Here is an 18,080-nt window from a genome sequence, read left to right on the forward strand (position 1 = left end):
TCCATGGAGAAACGGACAGCGGAAAAAGGGAGTGCGACGCCGGCAACGCGGGCAGCGGCCTGACGATTGAACCGACGTGGCAGTTTACTGGCAGTTCGACCGTAATGCTCGGCTATCGATCCCTAAGTCTCTGATGATCCAAGCCGCCACCATTTCGGCAGCAGTTGCTGCACCTGGCGCTCGGCGAAACGGTCGTCGATCAGCATGACCACGCCGCGGTCGGTCTGGCCGCGGATGACCCTGCCCGCCGCCTGCACGACTTTCTGCACGCCGGGGAAAAGGTAGGTGTAATCGTAGCCTGCGCCATACAGCCCGGCCATGCGCTGTTTGAACTGTTCATTGACCGGGTTGAGCTGCGGCAGGCCGAGGGTGGCGATAAATGCGCCGATCAGCCGTGCTCCCGGCAGATCGATGCCTTCACCGAATGCACCGCCCAGCACCGCGAAACCGATGCCGCGGCTGTCCTGGGTAAAGCGATCGAGAAAGCCCTGGCGTTCGCCTTCGCTCATGCCGCGCGCCTGCTGCCAGAGGCAGATGTCGGGATGCTCGCGCTGAAACAGCTCGGCAACCTGTTGCAGGTAATCGAAGCTGCTGAAAAACGCAAGATAGTTGCCCGGGCGCTGCCGAAAGGTTTCAGCCATCAGCGCCACGATAGGCGCCAGCGACGCCTGACGATGAGCAAAGCGCGTGGAGATCCGGCTGACAATACGCACGTCCAGCTGTGCATGGTGAAACGGCGATTCCACGTCGATCCACGCGGTGCTGGCTGGCAGCCCCAGCAGGTCGGCGTAGTACTGGCGAGGGCTGAGGGTCGCGGAAAACAGCACCGTGGTGCGCGCGGCGGTCAGGCGCGGCTGGATGAAGCGCGCCGGTACCACGTTGCGCAGGGTCAGTCGCGACAGGCTTTTCGAGCGACCGGCGTCACGTTTGGCGATATCGAAAATGAAGTGCTCGTCGAACAGCTCGGCGATGCGCACAAAGCCGATGGCATCGAAGTAGAAATTCTGCAACGCGCCGTCCACCGCCTGCGGGTGCTCGTTGAAATAATCCCCTAGGGCGGCCATGCACAGGTTCAGGTCCTCGACGAACTTGACCGGCACCTGACCATAAGCCTGGTAGGCAGCGGTCTGCTCCTTGTGTAACGCGTTCCACTGGCGACTCAGACGCTGCAAGGGCTTTTTCAGCACCTCGGGCGCGACCTGGCGCAGCTCGTTGAGCCGATGCTGATCGAGGCTGGCGCTGTACATGCTGCGGGCACGCTCGACCATGTTGTGCGCCTCGTCCACCAGCACCGCCACGCGCCACTGATTGAGCTGTGCCAGACCAAACAACATGGCGCTCAGGTCGAAATAATAGTTGTAGTCGCCGATGACCACGTCCGACCAGCGCGCCAGCTCCTGACTCAAGTAGTACGGACACACCTGATGAGCCAGGGCCACCGCCCGCACCTGTGCCTGGTCGAGGCGCGACAACTGAACGGCGGCCTGCCGCGCGCCCGGCAAGCGGTCATAAAACCCTTTGGCCAACGGACAGGAATCGCCGTGACAGGCTTTGTCGAGGTGCTCGCAGGCTTTGTCCCTCGCGACGAGTTCCAGTACCCGCAGGTGGAGGTCCGGTGCGCTGTCACCGATTACGCTCAGGGCGTCCAGCGCAAGCCGGCGACCGGGCGTTTTGGCAGTGAGGAAGAATATCTTGTCGAGCTTCTGTCCCGGCCGGGCCTTGAGCAACGGAAACAACGTGCCGATGGTTTTGCCGATTCCAGTCGGTGCCTGAGCCATCAGACAACGGCCGGTGCTGGCCGCTTTGTACACCGACTCGGCCAGCGTCCGCTGCCCGGTGCGGAACGTCGGATGCGGAAAAGTCAGCGCGGTCAGTCCGTCGTTCAGCGTTTGCGTGTGCGCAAGCTCCTGCTCTGCCCAGGCGAGGAAAATGCCGCATTGCTGTTCAAAGAAGTCTTTCAAGGCCGCGGCGTCGTATCGCTCACGCAAAACGGTTTCCCGCTCGGTGACGATGTTGAAATACACCAGCGCCAGAGTCACCTCGCTCAGTTCGAGCTGCCGGCACAGCAGCCAGCCGTAAACCTTGACCTGCGCCCAGTGCAACTGGCGATGGTTGTCCGGCATGCGATCCAGTTCGCCGCGATAGGTCTTGACCTCTTCCAGCTGGTTGCGCGCCGCGTCATAGCCGTCCGCCCTGCCCCGGACCCTGAGGTTTCGGTAGTCGCCGCTGAGCGACACTTCAGCCTGATAGTCGGCGCCGCGCCGCGAGGCGACCGTGCGGTGCCCGGCAATACCTTCCTGCGCCGTCGGCGAAGGTGTGAAACGCAGGTCCAGATCACCAGCCTTGGCCGTGAATTCGCAAAGCGCCCGGACGGCCACCACATAGCGCCCCGCTTCGCCATCGAGTGCCGGCTCGGCGGGGGGAGTGGTCAGCGGGATGAGTGCAAGCTCGGAGCTGGCGGGTTGGCTGGGAGTCACTGCGCGGGAGGGCCGTCATGATCGGTACTGGATGGGCGTACAGATACCAGCCAGGCCTGCTTCTGGCAAATATAAATGGATCGATGGCCGGCTGGGGGGTGTTCAATGTCGACGTGCCTGACACACCGCCTCGCCCAGAGCGGTCATCAAGCGAGGCAGATCCAGCTGCCGGTCGAGCGTGTAGCCGATCCGCAGGTGTTGAGAGTAGCGCTCGTCGAGACTGAACAACGCACCGGGGGTTATCACAATGCGCTGCTGCACCAGGCTGTCGAATACCGCGCGCATGTCGACACGCGCAGTACTCCTGGCCCAGATCGCGCTGCCGCCTGCCGGTCGCTCGACCTGCAGCAGTGGCCCGAGGTGCTCATCAAGCAGACGCGCCATCGCCAGCATTCGTCGGGCCAGTGCCTGTTGCAGTTCATGCAGGTGAGCATCCAGCCGACCGTTGCCGCAGAGTCGGGCGATGGCCTTCTGGCGGATCGGCGCCCGTTCGAAGGCGCGAGCGAGAAAATACCGCTGCCATTGCGGCGCGAGCTGACGACACAGCAGGTAGCCGTAAGGTGTTTCCAGACTCAGGGTCTTGTCGAACGCACCGAGAATGATCAGGCGTTGCGGGTCGATCAGGTCGCGCAGCCGGCCGCGCCCACCGGCAAAGGTCAGATCGCCGTGGGTGTCGTTTTCCATCACCCACACTCGGGAGCGATTGAGCAGTCGGGCAATGGCTTGTCGGTCGGGCCATGGCAGAGTGTTGCCGGAGACAGGATTGACTGACGAAGACAGCATCGCCATGCCGATGTTTTCGTCGAGCAACAGCTGGTCAAGCCCCGCCATGCTCACAGCTGCGTTGTCGTCCATTGGCAACTCGATGACCCGGACATTCAACGACTGCAACAGATGCAGCACGTTCCACGGACAGGGCGACTCCACCAGTACGGCGGCACCGCGCAATTGCAGGGTCTCGACTACTGCCTGCAGCATCGTCGGCAGATCGGGCCCGACATAAACATTTTCCGGGTACCAGCCGTGCTGGGCATCGCTGGTGTAGCGCGCTGCCAGCACGTTACGCAGTTCCAGGTCGCCGAATGGCTGGAAGCCGGGGTCGTGGGGCCGCGGGTACTGGCGCAGCAACTCACGTTCGGTGAGCAGCAGCTGCTCGTCCAGCGACTGCACCATCGTGGGTTCGTCATTGCCGAGCAGTGTCATGCCGGGGCGGCGGGCATGGCGCAGGTACAGGTCGAGCAGGCGGCCCTCGCCGGGACCGTCGAGCTGGCAATCATCGCCACCGATCAGAGGCACGGCGAAGTAACCGGACTTTGGCACCGAGCAGACCCGGCCTTCCTTTTCCAGCAGCGCGTACGCGCTCTGGATCGTCGATATCGAGACCCGCAGCCGGCGCGCCAGCTGGCGCAGCGACGGCAGCTTTTTGGTCGAATCGGCCTGCACCTCGTTTACCAGACGGGCGATATAGCGGTACACCGCCTGATAGGCGAAATCCGTTTTACTTTTCATGATTGCTCGACGGTAGAGCGGCTGCCGAAGCGGCAGCCGTTTGCACAAGGGAAAGGGATTCAGCGACCGGAAATGATTTCCAGCACCGGCTGACCATTTTCAGGATCGACCGTATGTACCCGGCACTTATCCGGATCCGAGGCGCGGATGCGGGCAATGATCGAATCGGGGTCTGTGAAATCGACGCGCCGCTTGCGATAAAGACTCTGCGCGCCCGCAAGGCTCATGCCGCTGATGTCCGTCAGCCATTGCAGTACCTGCTCCGGCGCGCCGCTGCCCTGCAACGCTTTGTGCAGATCAGGCAAAGCCACCAGCATGCCGGGATGGCAGCGCCGCAAAAAGGCTTCGAGTCCGCGGCCCTCGTCGACAAAAGGCGAGAACAACAGGCATACCAGTTGCGACTCATTCAGACCGAAACCTTCCTGCGCGTAGCTGGCGGCGAGCAGACGCCGCGACTCGATGCGTTCGGCACCTTGCCAGGCACCGAGCGCCTGATCGATCAGGCGCTGCGGCATCTGTTTGCGGCGCATGAGCACGGCGGCCAGTTGAAGGTACTCGGCGATGCCGTCGGCGTAGCCGCGCTGCTGCAGGTACTGAGCATGGAGGCCGCGCATGTGCGCCATCAGCAGCGGGTTGGCGCAGTCGGACTCGCTGAAACTGAACGCCAGATCGGTGAAACCGAAACCGAGGAACTCGGTCAGCAGGTTCCAATGCTCGTCAACCCGGCAACGCACCAGATCGGCGATGGATATCAGCGCGGGCACAGCCGACTTGCCAGGCTGAACGAGCGGCCGTGGCGCAGGTCCGTGGCTGTCCTCGGCCTCGTCGTAAAGCTCCCGATGCCAGGCCTGACCGATGTCGTCGACAACCCGCAGCGCCCCGCCCAGGCTTTGCAGCGTCCACGAACCACCCTGCCCGCTTGCCTGCGCGAGCCGCGAAAGCCAGGTGCCGTACTGTTTCTGCTCCTTGCGCGAATCGCCGCTGACCAGCGCGTCTACGCCTGTGCCCCACCCGGCCGCGCGCGTCAGGAACTCCGCGAGGTTGAGGTAACAGCGATTGCAGAACGTCGTTCGTCCGTCACCTGCCGAGAGGTGCCCGGCAATCAGCATGTCGGCCCGATTCTGCTCGCGACCGGCACTGGAGAACGGCAGATCGGGCTCGAAGGCCTGGATGTACTGGTTGTCGATCACCAGCGTCTCGACACGCGGGTCATCGTAAAGAAACAGTGCCGAGTAGCTGCGATGGATATTGTCCATCACCGCTGGCGTGATCCCCACATGCCGCATGGTGGCGACGCGCAGGTTGAACGTCCCTGGCGCCCGGCAGGCGATACTCAACTGGGCGGCGCGCATGAAGGCCAGGGTGTAGGCGCTGTCCTTGCCGCCGCCGAACGCGACCAGCGCCTTGAAGCTGGTAATACGCTCGATACCGCCTGCCGCAACGATCAAACGCTGAATCAACAGTTGCAACGCGGTGCGCTCGGCGCGAGTGAAGTAGCTCAACAAGCGTTGCAGTACTTGCTGGTAGACGTAATTCATCGCCTGTTCGTGGATAGTGCTCATTGGTTCACGCCCGCCCCTGATCGTACGCGCGAAACAGCGCAAGAGCAGTTTTCGACAGCAGACCGGTAACCGGCTTCATAATCAAGCATGACTCATTCCCTGAGTAATATTTACCAAACTATTATCAGTATCTGCCCGCCGATTACAATGCACAGATACGCCGCGAAAACGGTACAGTCTGGGCGGATCAAGTTGCTGGAACAAACATAATGTTTAACGGTAGCCTGTGCCGGAAGCGGCGTCCGCAGCCCTGTGGGCGCCAGCTTGCTGGCGAGAAGCCCGTTGATTTTCTCCCCTGACAGAACAGAACTTCAGACCAGAGACATTGCTAACGTAGGAATTATCAAGTTACCGACCAGTGTTTTAACTAACGACTATAAACGCTCTGGTCTAACGCCAGAAAACAACTAAACATAAAGCACTACCACCGCGATCATGCTTTGGTGTCGACAATAAAAAAGCCTTCCATGCAATGGAAGGCTTCAGAGATCAACAGACATTTTCAGACGTCAGGGTCGAGTACAAGCACCGCCCGCCCACCTATCGGGCAGTTGTCCATGTACCGGTGCGCCTGCACCACTTGCTCGAAGGTGAAGGTGCGTGTCAGCTGCGCCGTGAGCACCCGGTCGGCTGTCAGCTGGTTGATGTCGCGCAACGCACGCTGCAGTGCTTCGGCGTCCTGCTTGATCGACAGCTCCGGCTTGCCGGTGAAGTTGCTCAGGCAGTGCACGAAGAACTGGATGTTCTTCTGGAACGCCGCGCAGGCCGGAAACGGCGTCTGGTTGCCACCTTGCAAGCCATACAGCACCAGGCTGCCGCGCGGTGCGAGCACGTCGCCCATGATCGACATCTGCGGGCCGCCCAGACCATCGAACACCGCGTCCACGCCGCGGCCCTCGGTGAACTTGTTGACCGCCATCAGCAGGTCCTGCTCCTCGGTGACCACCACCTTGTCCGCGCCCAGCGACAACAGGTAGTCCCGCGCATCACTGGTCTTGGTCGCGGCAATCACCCGCACGCCCAGCGCCTTGCCAAGCTGAACGAAATTGGGCCCGGCGCAGTGGCTCGCATCGGTGACCAGCACGCTCTGACCGGCCTTGATACGCGCCAGATCCTTGTAAGCGAAGTACGCAATCAGGAACGGCGTGTAATGCACGCTCGCTTCAAGCGGCGTCAGCAAATCCGGATAGCGGGTCAGCGCGGTGCGAGGCAGCACGATGACTTCGCCATAGACCGGGTGCTGATTGGCATCGGCGGCGGGAAAACTGGCGACCCGGTCGCCGATCGACAGATCATCGACGCCGGTGCCAAGCGCGGTCACCACGCCTGCCATTTCATAACCCAGACCGGCCGGCAGACGTGCATGGGTCGAGGCCAGATTTTGCCGCCAGAGAACGTCATACCAGCTGACGCCGATGGCCTGCACACGCACCTGCACCTCGCCGGGAGCAGGCAGCGCGACAGGGTGCTCTTCGACCTTGAGCACCTCGGCCGGGCCGAACTGGTGAAAACGGATCATGCGGGACATTTAGAACCTCGCCTTGGAAACCTTGATGCCATGAACTCTATCCGGGCACTGCCGATAACTCTATCAGCAGCTATTAATAGTCGACATGCCTGTAATCGATTGTGTTCGCACAGACCCTGACAGCTCAGACAACGCTGTCACGCCATGGTGCGGCCGGCCGCCATTGTTCGCATGTCGACACAACATTGCAACCTGCGAGGCTGTAGAAGCGCCTTCCCACACAATTGGATGAATTTTCGGTGCGCGGCATCCGCATTTGCTCGTACTATCGCAACCTGCCACGTTCTCCCTCGACAAACGGCCCCGGACCTCCTGTATGAATCGCAATGATCTGCGTCGCGTCGACCTCAATTTGCTCATTGTTTTCGAAACCCTGATGCATGAGCGCAGTGTCACTCGCGCGGCGGAGAAGCTGTTCCTCGGGCAGCCGGCGATCAGCGCCGCATTGTCACGCTTGCGCGGGTTGTTCGATGATCCGCTGTTCGTGCGCACTGGCCGCAGCATGGAGCCGACCGCCCGCGCGACGGAGATTTTCGGCCTGCTGTCCCCGGCGCTGGATTCGATTTCCACGGCGGTCAGTCGGGCCTCGGAATTCGTGCCAGCGACCAGCACGACCGTGTTTCGCATCGGCTTGTCCGACGACGTGGAATTTGCCCTGCTGCCCACCCTGCTCAAGCGCCTGCGCTCCGAAGCGCCGGGCATTGTGCTGGTAATCCGTCGGGTCAATTACATCCTCATGCCGGCACTGCTGGCATCCGGTGAAATCTCGGTGGGTGTCAGCTATACGCAGGACCTGCCGGCCAATGCCAAGCGCAAGGTCCTGCGCCGCAGCAGGCCGCAGCTGCTGCGCGCCGATTCGATTCCGGGCAAGCTGTCGCTGGACGACTTCTGCGCCCGGCCCCATGCGCTGGTGTCGTTCGCCGGAGACCTGAGCGGCTTCATCGACGAGTATCTGGAAGAGTTCGACCGCAAGCGCCACGTGGTACTGGCCGTCCCGCAGTTCAACGGTCTGGCCACCCTTCTGGCCGGCACCGACATCATTGCCACTGTCCCGGATTACGCCGCCCAGGTGCTGACCGCCGCCGGCGGCGTGCGCGCCGAAGACCTGCCGCTGGAAACCCGCACCTTCGAACTGCACATGGCGTGGCGCGGCGCGCAGGACAACGATCCTGGCGAACGCTGGCTGCGCTCGCGGATTCAGATGTTCTTCGGCGATCCGGACAGCCTGGCTTGAGACGCTCTGGCCCGCGGCCCTCGCCTCGGACCGACATGACATTTCTTTTACGGAACTTTTATCAATCCGAGTGATATTGACCTTCGGTTTATTCGATTCGTTAATAACACCCGCGCAGCAACAGAATCCGCCCATTCTTACCATCGGCGGATTTTCCCATGTCTCAGTCATTCTCCCATTTGCGCTATCCCCTCACTGCCCTGGCCCTGATCGTGATAACCGCCTGCGGGCGTGCGCCTGAGGCCACGACGGCACCGGCGGCTGCGAAAGTCAGCGTCGCCAAGGTGCTGGAACAACCAGTCAATGAATGGGACGAGTTCACCGGCCGCCTTGAGGCGCCGGAGACTGTTGAAGTCCGACCTCGGGTTTCCGGCCAGATCGACCAGGTGGCTTTCACCGATGGCTCGCTGGTCAAGAAAGGCGACCTGTTGTTCCAGATCGATCCGCGCCCGTTCCAGTCTGAAGTACGCCGCCTCGAAGCACAGCTGCAACAGGCCCGCGCCGTGGCCACCCGCAGCCAGAATGAAGCCGAACGCGGCGAGCGCCTGCGCACCAACAACGCCATCTCGGCTGAACTCGCCGACTCGCGCGCCACCGCGGCGCAGGAAGCCAAAGCCGGCGTCGCTGCCATTCAGGCTCAGTTGGACCTCGCCCGCCTCAACCTCAGCTTCACCCGCGTGACTGCGCCTATCAGCGGCCGCGTCAGCCGCGCCGAGATCACCGCCGGCAATATCGTGACCGCCGATGTCACGCCGCTGACCAGCGTGGTGTCCACCGACAAGGTCTACGCCTACTTCGACGCCGACGAGCGCGTGTTCCTCAAGTACACCGAGCTGGCGCGCAAAGGCCAGCGCGGCCAGACCACACCGGTCTACCTGGGCCTTTCCAGCGAAACCGGCAACCCGCACCTGGGCCAGATGAATTTTGTCGACAACCAGGTCAACCCGCGCACCGGCACCATCCGCGGCCGTGCGGTGTTCGATAACACCGACGGCAGCTTCACCCCAGGCCTTTACGCGCGGCTCAAGCTGGTCGGCAGCGGCACTTACTCTGCGGTGCTGATCAATGACGAAGCGGTCGGGACCGATCTGGGCAAGAAATATGTGCTGGTGATGGACCAGGACAACAAGCCGGCTTACCGCCCGGTTGAACTGGGTCCGAAGATCGAAGGCCTGCGCATCGTGCGCAGCGGTCTGGGCAAGGAGGACACCATCGTGGTCAAGGGCCTGCAGCGCGTACGCCCGGGCCAACCGGTGGACCCGGAAGTGACGCCGATGGCCAGCGCCGAAACCCTCGCGCTGCTGCTCAAACAACGCCAGGCCCTTGAGGCCAGCACCCAGCCACACGTGACGCCCAAAGCGGCCGTCAAACTTGCCAGCGCCAGCACGCCTCGCGGCTAAGGGACTTGTCCGATGAACTTCTCCAAATTCTTTATTTCCCGGCCGATCTTCGCCGCGGTGCTCTCGCTGCTGATCCTGATCGCCGGCGCGATCTCGCTGTTCCAGCTGCCGATCAGCGAATACCCCGAAGTCGTGCCGCCGACCGTGGTGGTACGCGCCAACTTCCCGGGCGCCAACCCGAAAGTGATCGGTGAAACCGTGGCCTCGCCACTTGAGCAGGCGATCACCGGCGTGGAGAACATGCTGTACATGTCCTCCCAGGCGACCGCCGACGGCAAACTGACCCTGACCATCACCTTCGCGCTGGGCACCGACCTGGACAACGCGCAGGTGCAGGTGCAGAACCGCGTAACCCGGACCGAGCCGAAGTTGCCCGAGGAAGTGACGCGGATCGGCATTACCGTGGACAAGGCGTCGCCCGACCTGACGATGGTCGTGCACTTGACCTCCCCGGACAACCGCTACGACATGCTGTACCTGTCCAACTACGCCGTGCTCAACATCAAGGATGAGCTGGCGCGACTGGGCGGCGTGGGCGATGTGCAGCTGTTCGGCATGGGTGACTATTCGCTGCGGGTGTGGCTGGACCCGAACAAGACCGCGTCGCGTAACCTGACGGCGACCGATGTGGTCAATGCCATTCGCGAACAGAACCGTCAGGTCGCTGCCGGCCAGTTGGGCGCCCCGCCCTCGCCGAGTGCCACCAGTTTCCAGATGTCGATCAATACCCAGGGCCGCCTGGTCAGCGAGGAAGAGTTCGAGAACGTCGTGATCCGCTCGGGCGCGGACGGCGAAATCACTCGCCTCAAAGACGTCGCTCGCGTGGAACTTGGCTCCAATCAATACGCGCTGCGCTCTCTGCTCAACAACAAACCCGCGGTCGCCATTCCGATCTTCCAGCGTCCCGGCTCCAACGCCATCGACATCTCCAACGATGTGCGGGCGAAGATGGCCGAGCTGAAGAAGAACTTCCCGCAAGGCATGGATTACAGCATCGTCTATGACCCGACGATCTTCGTGCGCGGCTCCATCGAGGCGGTGATCCATACGCTGTTCGAAGCACTGATCCTGGTTGTGCTGGTAGTCATCCTGTTCCTGCAGACCTGGCGTGCGTCGATCATCCCGCTGGTCGCGGTGCCGGTATCGTTGATCGGTACCTTCGCCGTGATGCACATGTTCGGCTTCTCGCTCAACGCGCTGTCGCTGTTCGGGCTGGTGCTGGCCATCGGTATCGTGGTCGACGACGCCATCGTGGTGGTCGAAAACGTCGAGCGCAACATCGAGCTCGGCCTCACGCCGGTGGATGCCACTCACAAGGCCATGGGCGAAGTGACCGGGCCGATCATCGCAACCGCGCTGGTGCTGTGTGCCGTATTCGTGCCGGCGGCGTTCATCTCCGGCCTGACCGGGCAGTTTTACAAACAGTTCGCCCTGACCATCGCAATCTCGACGGTGATCTCGGCCTTCAACTCGCTGACCCTGTCTCCTGCGCTGGCCGCGGTGTTGCTCAAGGGCCACGACGCGCCGAAAGATCGCTTCTCGCGATTCCTCGACCGCCTGCTCGGCGGCTGGCTGTTCCGTCCATTCAACCGCTTCTTCGAAAAAGCCAGCCATGGTTACGTGGGCACGGTGGCACGGGTCATCCGCAGCAGCGGCATCGCCCTGCTGGTCTACGCAGGCCTGATGGTGCTGACCTGGATGGGCTTCGCCAGTACGCCGACCGGTTTCGTACCCAGCCAGGACAAGCAGTACCTGGTCGCGTTCGCCCAGTTGCCGGACGCCGCCAGCCTGGATCGCACTGAAGACGTGATCAAGCGCATGTCGGACCTGGCGCTGAAACAGCCGGGCGTGGAGAACGCGATTGCCTTCCCGGGCCTGTCGATCAACGGTTTCACCAACAGCCCGAACAACGGTGTGGTGTTCGTGGCGCTCAAGCCCTTTGACGAGCGCAAGGACCCAAGCCAGTCGGCCAACGCCATCGCCGGTGCGCTGAACGGCCAGTTCGCTTCGATTCAGGAAGCCTACATGGCGATCTTCCCGCCACCACCGGTTCAAGGTCTTGGCACCATCGGCGGCTTCCGCCTGCAGATCGAAGACCGCGGCAACCTGGGTTATGACGAGCTGTACAAGGAAACCCAGAACATCATCGCCAAGAGCCGCAGCGTGCCGGAACTCGCGGGCCTGTTCACCAGCTACACGGTCAACGTGCCGCAGGTAGACGCAGCCATTGACCGCGAAAAGGCCAAGACCCATGGCGTGGCGATCAACGACATCTTTGACACCTTGCAGGTGTACCTGGGCTCGCTGTATGCCAATGACTTCAACCGTTTTGGCCGTACCTATCAGGTCAATGTCCAGGCTGAACAGCAGTTCCGTCAGGACGCCGATCAGATCGGTCAGCTCAAGGTGCGCAACAATCTGGGCGAGATGATCCCGCTGGCAACCTTTGTGAAGGTCAGCGACACCGCAGGCCCGGACCGCGTGATGCACTACAACGGCTTCATCACCGCCGAGATCAATGGCGCGGCGGCACCCGGCTACAGCTCCGGCCAGGCTCAGGCAGCGGTCGAGAAGCTGCTCAATGCCGAGCTGCCCAACGGCATGACGTTCGAATGGACCGACCTGACCTATCAACAGATCCTGTCGGGCAACACCGCGCTGTTCGTCTTTCCGCTGTGCGTACTGCTGGCGTTCCTGGTGCTGGCCGCACAGTACGAAAGCTGGAGCCTGCCGCTGGCGGTCATCCTGATCGTACCGATGACCCTGCTCTCGGCCATTGCCGGGGTGATGATCGCGGGCAGCGACAACAACATCTTCACCCAGATCGGCCTGATCGTACTGGTCGGCCTGGCGTGCAAGAACGCGATTCTGATTGTCGAGTTCGCCAAGGATAAACAGCAGGAAGGCATGAGCCCGCTCGATGCGGTGCTGGAAGCCTGCCGCCTGCGTCTGCGACCGATCCTGATGACCTCGTTCGCGTTCATCATGGGTGTAGTGCCACTGGTGATCTCCAGCGGCGCCGGTGCGGAAATGCGTCATGCCATGGGTGTGGCGGTGTTCTCCGGCATGCTCGGGGTGACCTTCTTCGGCCTGCTGCTGACGCCGGTGTTCTATGTCCTGATTCGAAACTTCGTCGAGCGCCAGGAGGCCCGCAAGGCGGCCCGCGCGCAAAAACTGAACATGCTGTCCGCGGAGATGCATTAATGAGCGCGCTGAAACTCTTTGTCCCCAGCCTGCTGGTATTGGCGCTGGCCGCCTGTGCGGTCGGTCCGGACTACAAGGCGCCGCAAACCGCACCGGCGGCCGTGGCGTCGGCCAGCCACGGCAACTACGACCGCTCGAAACTGGACGCACTGTGGTGGCACCAGTTCGAGGATCCGACGCTCGACAAACTGGTCGCCCAGTCGCTCAGCGGCAACCGCGATCTGCGCGTCGCCTTCGCCCGACTGAAATCGGCGCGGGCGATACGCGACGACGTCAGCAACGACGCAATGCCGGTGGTCACCAGCCGCGCCAGCAGCGACATCGGCAAAGGCCAGCAACCGGGCGTGACCGACCGCCGCGTCAACAGCGAGCGTTACGACCTGGGGCTGGACATGGCCTGGGAACTGGATCTGTTCGGGCGCATCCAGCGCCAGCTCGAAGCCAGCGATGCGGATCAGGAAGCGGCCGAGGCTGATCTCTATCAGCTGCAGGTCACGCTGATCGCCGAGGTGGTCGATGCGTACGGCCAGCTTCGCGGCGCGCAGCTGCGCGAAGCCATTGCCCGGGATAACCTGAAGAACCAGCAGAACTCGCAAGGCGTTACCACTCAACTGCGCGATGCCGGCGTCGGCAACGAGCTGGACGTGGTGCGCGCCGACGCTCGCCTGGCGGCGGTCGAAGCAACGGTGCCGCAGTTGCAGGCTGAACAGGTGCGGCAACGCAACCGCATCGCGACGTTGCTGGGCGAGCGCCCGGAAACCCTGAGTGTCGATCTGAGCCCAAGCAAATTGCCCGCGGTGACCAAGGCGCTGCCGATCGGCGACCCTACCCAGGTGTTGCGCAATCGTCCGGACGTGCGCGCCGCCGAGCGTCAGCTGGCGGCGGCCACGGCTCGTATCGGCGTGGCAACGGCGGACCTGTTCCCACGGGTCAGCCTGAGCGGCTTCCTGGGCTTCACCGCCGGGCGCGGTTCGCAGATCGGCTCGTCGGCGGCCAAGGCCTGGTCGCTGGGCCCGAGCATTACCTGGGCGGCGTTCGACCTGGGCAGCGTGCGGGCGCAGATCCGCAGTGCCGATGCCGATGCCGAAGGCGCGCTGGCCAATTACGAACAGCAAGTGCTGCTCGCGCTGGAAGAATCGGAAAATGCGTTCAGCGACTACGACAAGCGCCAGCAGCGTCTGCTGTCGCTGATGCGCCAGAGCGAATCCAGCCGTGCGGCTGCCCGACTCGCTTCCGTGCAGTATCGTGAAGGTACGGCCGACTTTCTGGTGCTGCTGGATGCCGAGCGCGAGCGTCTGGCCGCCGAGGATTCGCAGGCGCAAGCGGAGATCGAGCTGTATCGCGGAATCGTGGCGATCTACAAGGCGCTCGGCGGTGGCTGGCAGCCCCAGGCCTGACAGGCCGCTACGCCGCAGAAATGAACCGCGCCCCGGGGCGCGGTTTTTTTATGCCTTGCAGGCCTGGTCCGATTGAAGTTTGACAGCCCTGCGCAGAGCCCCGAAGCTAGACGCCGTCAAGAAATGGATTCTGATATGCCCAAGCTGCCGACACAGGGCGCCTCGCCTTCCATCTTTACCGCGCGCCGCAAGTGGATTGTGCTGGCGGTCGTTGTTTTCCTTGCAGCGCTTTGCCTGCTGGTCTGGTCATGGCGAGATCGCTCGGCGAGTACCGCGCCGGTCCGGCTCAGTCACACCTATGCCCAAGCGCTCGATCTGGCCCATCACGGCAAACCCGGCGCGGCCCGGGTGCTGTATCAGCAGCTGGCCCGCACCGACATCAGCGATGACCGGCGCATCGCACTGCTGGCCGAGCTGCACAACTACCCGAGCCCGCAGGCGCTCAAGCTGCTCGACACGCAACTGACCTACCCTTCATCGACGGTACGACTGGCCGCAATAGACGCCAGCATAAAGCTGCTGAGCAATGACCAGTGGAGCCTGCTGCTCGGACCATTGCTCGAAGACCCAGAACAGGCCGTGCGCTTCGGTGCCACGCGTGCGCTGCTCGGTCTCACGCCCGACCAGCTGGGTCTGTACTTCGGCGTGCTGCAACAAAGTGCCGAGGCCTATCAGGAATTCCTCAAGGCACAGCCGGCCTCCGCCGGGAATCAGCTCCAGCTTGCCCGTCTGTATCTGCAAACCGGCGACACTGCACCCGCGCTCGCCGCGTTGCAACAAGCCATCACGCTGGATCCGGAAAATATCGAAGCCGCGCTGGCCCACATCGAGCTGCTGGACAGCCAGGGCCAGGCCGATGAAGCACGCGCGCTGTTTGCCCGCCTGCTGCAGCGTCACCCCGACTCCGCACAGCTGCAGCATGCGCTGGGCACCTGGCTGCTCGCACATGACCAGAGTGAATACGCGCTGCTCAGCCTGGCCAAGGCGTCGGAGCTGGCGCCGGGCAACAACGACTATCGCTACGATCTGGCGCTCGCACTGCATGACTTGCAGCAACTGGAAGCCGCGCAGAAGCAACTGACCCAGATCCTGCAGAATGAGCCCGCCAACCGCCGGGCGCGTGTCCTGCTGATCCAGTACTGGAAGGAAAACGGCCAGCTGCAGAACGTGCAGGTGCTGCTGGCCGAGCTGGAACAGCAGAACCCTGATGACCCGGCGCTGCAACAAGGGCTGTGAGGCACCGTTCGTCTACTGCGCCGCCCCGGTCATCACCCGCGGAATCGGCGCAAGGATCTCGCGCGTTACTGCTTTTCGGAAATAACTTACAACCTCCTTCATCAGATAAGACAAACCTTTGACGAAGTAACGCTCAAAATTGCGAATTCATATAATCAATTTCACGCAGACTATTTTCTATCGCGAAAAAAACGTGCATCATTTGTCCGCTACTGATTAATAACTACCCGCTATCTTCTGCGGTACTGGCTGGAACGTTTAGTTTCATCATCGACATCGCTGGGGACCGGGTAGCAACGAACGAGCGAACCGTGCGGCACTGACGTTTAATCGCTCTATTTGGGCCGGTAACGGCCACTACACTGTCGGAGTATGTTATTTGTCCAGACTTGCCGAGTTTCGAGCAGCAGAAAAGGCCCTTCAAGAACAGCTGGCACAGCTGGAAGCACTGAAGAATGACGCGGGGCTCAAGAAGGAGATCGAGTTCGAGCAGAAGCTCAAAGAGCTGATGGGCGCCTACGGCAAGAGCCTGCGCGACATCGTTGCGATTCTCGATCCGGTCAGCACGTCCACGCTGATCGCTCCGGCCGGCCCCAAGCGCCGTCGGGCGCGCGTCGTCAAGGTCTATCAGAACCCACACACCGGCGAACTGATCGAGACCAAGGGCGGCAATCATCGCGGCCTGAAGTCCTGGAAAGAGCAGTACGGTGTAGATACCGTGGACTCCTGGTTACGCGCCTGACCCAAGCTGCGATACCCCAAGCCCTGCACCCGCAGGGCTTTTCTTTTGCCTGGACAATAACCAAAAAGTCGGCCCATGTTGCCGCGCCAGCGAGCCCTTACAGCCTGTTCGCCTATATACGCTTTTCAAGCCTGAGGCTGCATATGTCGTGCGTATATAGAAAGTGCATCCCACAAACATCTCCGCCGTAAAAATACTGACGCCAATAAACTTTCCGCCGCTGTCGAAAAGTCGGCGCGCCTTTAAAAATGCATAAAAAATGGTCCGGGTGTTGGTGCCGACCTACAGTCGCCTCGCCGGATAGTTTTTGTTTAGTGAAGGAAATTTCCTAACAAGCGGACGGACAGATCCCAATTGAGGCCGACGGACGTCGCAAAGCTTCACGCTTTTTTCACATACTTTCTTACATGATGAAGACCGCTAAAGGAATAGCGCCCCAATGCCCGCTTCGGCGGGCTTCTTTTTGCCTGAAGAAAATCCCCTCACGGCGCGCTGTCCAGCCTGACACTTTCACGAATCCGCAAAACCTCCTCTTTGCTGTCCGCATAGGCCTTGGCTGAACCTGCGTAAGACAGCGACCAGGCCATTTTCTGGCTGGCTGCGGCAACCAGGGTCTGGGTCAACACATGCACGCCATTCTGGGTAACGGTGCAGGTGGTCTCCAGCGCCGGTACCTCGCTGAGCCGCGTTTCTCGCACCTGAGTGCAGGCGCTCTGCAACCCGCTGCGGGCGAAGTTGATCTGAACGGCTTTGCGCATCTCCAGCAGCACGCCCTGAACATTGACCTGATGCCCCGGTGCCAGAGGTGTCTGGGTCAACTCCATGACCATGCCGGGATTGCCCGCCTGATCGTTTTTCACCGCCCGCTGTCTGACCTGAACAGGAGACGTGGCGGGCGTATCAGGTGGGGCCGGCAACGCCTCGATCTCCCAACCGGCCGGCCAGGTAATCGCAGGGGCCTGCGCCTGGGCGAAGGTGGTGATGGCGGACACAGACAGCGCCAGGCACAGCCTGCGCCCCGGCAAGGTATATAGCGCAAAATTCATGGTTGAGGTTACCCGGAAAGCAGACCCTGAAGTCTGAGCCCCCTGCCCTGCACGATCAAGCTGCCTCGCGCGCCGATGCCCATATCGGTGTTTGGCACTGGCCCTCAGGTTCCGTATCATTTGGACGTATTTGAACACTCAGTTGGAGAGACTCATGAGCTTGCAAGCACTCAACACATTCCCGGGCGTCACTGCCGAGCCCGAGGCTGCGACCCAACAGTTCGTGTTCAACCACACGATGCTGCGCGTCAAGGACATCACTGCCTCGCTGGACTTCTACACCCGCGTGCTGGGCTTCAGCCTGGTCGAGAAGCGTGACTTCCCGGAAGCGCAATTCAGCCTGTATTTCCTGGCGCTGGTCGACAAGGCGCAGATCCCCGCCGACGACGCCGCGCGCAACGAGTGGATGAAGTCGATTCCCGGCATTCTGGAGCTGACCCACAACCACGGCACCGAAAGTGACCCGGATTTCGCTTATCACGACGGCAACAGCGACCCGCGCGGGTTCGGCCACATCTGCATTTCGGTGCCGGATGTCCACGCTGCCTGCGAGCGCTTCGAAAAACTGGGTGTGACCTTCCAGAAGCGCCTGGCCGACGGCCGCATGAACAGCCTGGCTTTCATCAAGGACCCGGACGGCTACTGGGTTGAAATCATTCAGCCGACGCCGCTGTAAAGCGCTGCGCCTGACCAGCGCCTGTGGCCCACAAAAAAAGCCCCATGATCACTCATGGGGCTTTTTCAT

Annotated in this window: 12 protein-coding genes; 7 read left to right on the forward strand and 5 right to left on the reverse strand. The window is 61.9% G+C overall.

Going from position 1 to position 18,080, the window contains the following annotated elements; translation table 11 throughout:
* Positions 1-122: 122 nt before the first annotated feature.
* The 4 genes from J3P77_RS12075 to J3P77_RS12090 form a co-directional block, all read right to left on the reverse strand.
* A complete protein-coding gene (locus J3P77_RS12075) occupies positions 123-2,438 on the reverse strand; it encodes a helicase C-terminal domain-containing protein (RefSeq protein ID WP_434681991.1) in 2,316 nt (771 codons plus the stop codon).
* 141 nt (positions 2,439-2,579) lie between these two features.
* On the reverse strand, positions 2,580-3,986 hold the full coding sequence (locus J3P77_RS12080; protein ID WP_434676867.1) for a PLP-dependent aminotransferase family protein: 1,407 nt from the start codon (positions 3,984-3,986) through the stop codon (positions 2,580-2,582).
* 59 nt (positions 3,987-4,045) lie between these two features.
* Positions 4,046-5,548, reverse strand: a complete 1,503-nt coding sequence (locus J3P77_RS12085; RefSeq protein ID WP_434676868.1) for a hypothetical protein — start codon at positions 5,546-5,548, stop codon at positions 4,046-4,048.
* A gap of 502 nt (positions 5,549-6,050) precedes the next feature.
* Positions 6,051-7,076, reverse strand: a complete 1,026-nt coding sequence (locus J3P77_RS12090; RefSeq protein ID WP_434676869.1) for a zinc-dependent alcohol dehydrogenase family protein — start codon at positions 7,074-7,076, stop codon at positions 6,051-6,053.
* Positions 7,077-7,392: 316 nt separating this feature from the next.
* Between J3P77_RS12090 and J3P77_RS12095 the strand changes: the two genes are divergently transcribed.
* The 6 genes from J3P77_RS12095 (at position 7,393) to J3P77_RS12120 (ending at position 16,289) form a co-directional block, all read left to right on the forward strand.
* Positions 7,393-8,310: a LysR family transcriptional regulator gene (locus J3P77_RS12095; RefSeq protein WP_434676870.1), complete on the forward strand. Its 918-nt coding sequence runs from the start codon at positions 7,393-7,395 to the stop codon at positions 8,308-8,310.
* A gap of 158 nt (positions 8,311-8,468) precedes the next feature.
* Positions 8,469-9,710 (forward strand): multidrug efflux RND transporter periplasmic adaptor subunit MexE, encoded by a 1,242-nt coding sequence (gene mexE, locus J3P77_RS12100; RefSeq protein WP_434676871.1) that lies wholly within the window; start codon positions 8,469-8,471, stop codon positions 9,708-9,710.
* Between the two features lie 12 nt (positions 9,711-9,722).
* Positions 9,723-12,914: an efflux RND transporter permease subunit gene (locus J3P77_RS12105; RefSeq protein ID WP_434676872.1), complete on the forward strand. Its 3,192-nt coding sequence runs from the start codon at positions 9,723-9,725 to the stop codon at positions 12,912-12,914.
* The gene (locus J3P77_RS12110) at positions 12,914-14,311 is read left to right on the forward strand and encodes an efflux transporter outer membrane subunit (RefSeq protein WP_434676873.1); all 1,398 of its coding nucleotides are present in this window, start codon (positions 12,914-12,916) and stop codon (positions 14,309-14,311) included. Before J3P77_RS12105 ends, J3P77_RS12110 begins: the two co-directional genes overlap by 1 nt.
* Positions 14,312-14,446: 135 nt before the next feature.
* Complete coding sequence (locus J3P77_RS12115; RefSeq protein WP_434676874.1) at positions 14,447-15,547, forward strand: tetratricopeptide repeat protein; 1,101 nt, start codon at positions 14,447-14,449, stop codon at positions 15,545-15,547.
* Between the two features lie 379 nt (positions 15,548-15,926).
* Positions 15,927-16,289: a histone-like nucleoid-structuring protein, MvaT/MvaU family gene (locus J3P77_RS12120; RefSeq protein ID WP_434676875.1), complete on the forward strand. Its 363-nt coding sequence runs from the start codon at positions 15,927-15,929 to the stop codon at positions 16,287-16,289.
* Between the two features lie 482 nt (positions 16,290-16,771).
* On the opposite strand, the gene J3P77_RS12125 is transcribed toward J3P77_RS12120, so the two are convergent.
* Positions 16,772-17,335, reverse strand: coding sequence for a DUF4946 domain-containing protein (locus J3P77_RS12125; RefSeq protein WP_434676876.1), 564 nt, complete (start codon positions 17,333-17,335; stop codon positions 16,772-16,774).
* 154 nt (positions 17,336-17,489) lie between these two features.
* Here J3P77_RS12125 and gloA point away from each other — a divergent pair, with 154 nt between their 5' ends.
* Entirely contained in the window at positions 17,490-18,011 is a 522-nt protein-coding gene (gene gloA / locus J3P77_RS12130; protein WP_434676877.1) for a lactoylglutathione lyase, read from the forward strand.
* Positions 18,012-18,080: the final 69 nt, after the last annotated feature.

Origin of the sequence: Pseudomonas sp. R1-18 (assembly GCF_051132095.1) — a bacterium.
Taxonomy (GTDB): Bacteria; Pseudomonadota; Gammaproteobacteria; order Pseudomonadales; family Pseudomonadaceae; genus Aquipseudomonas.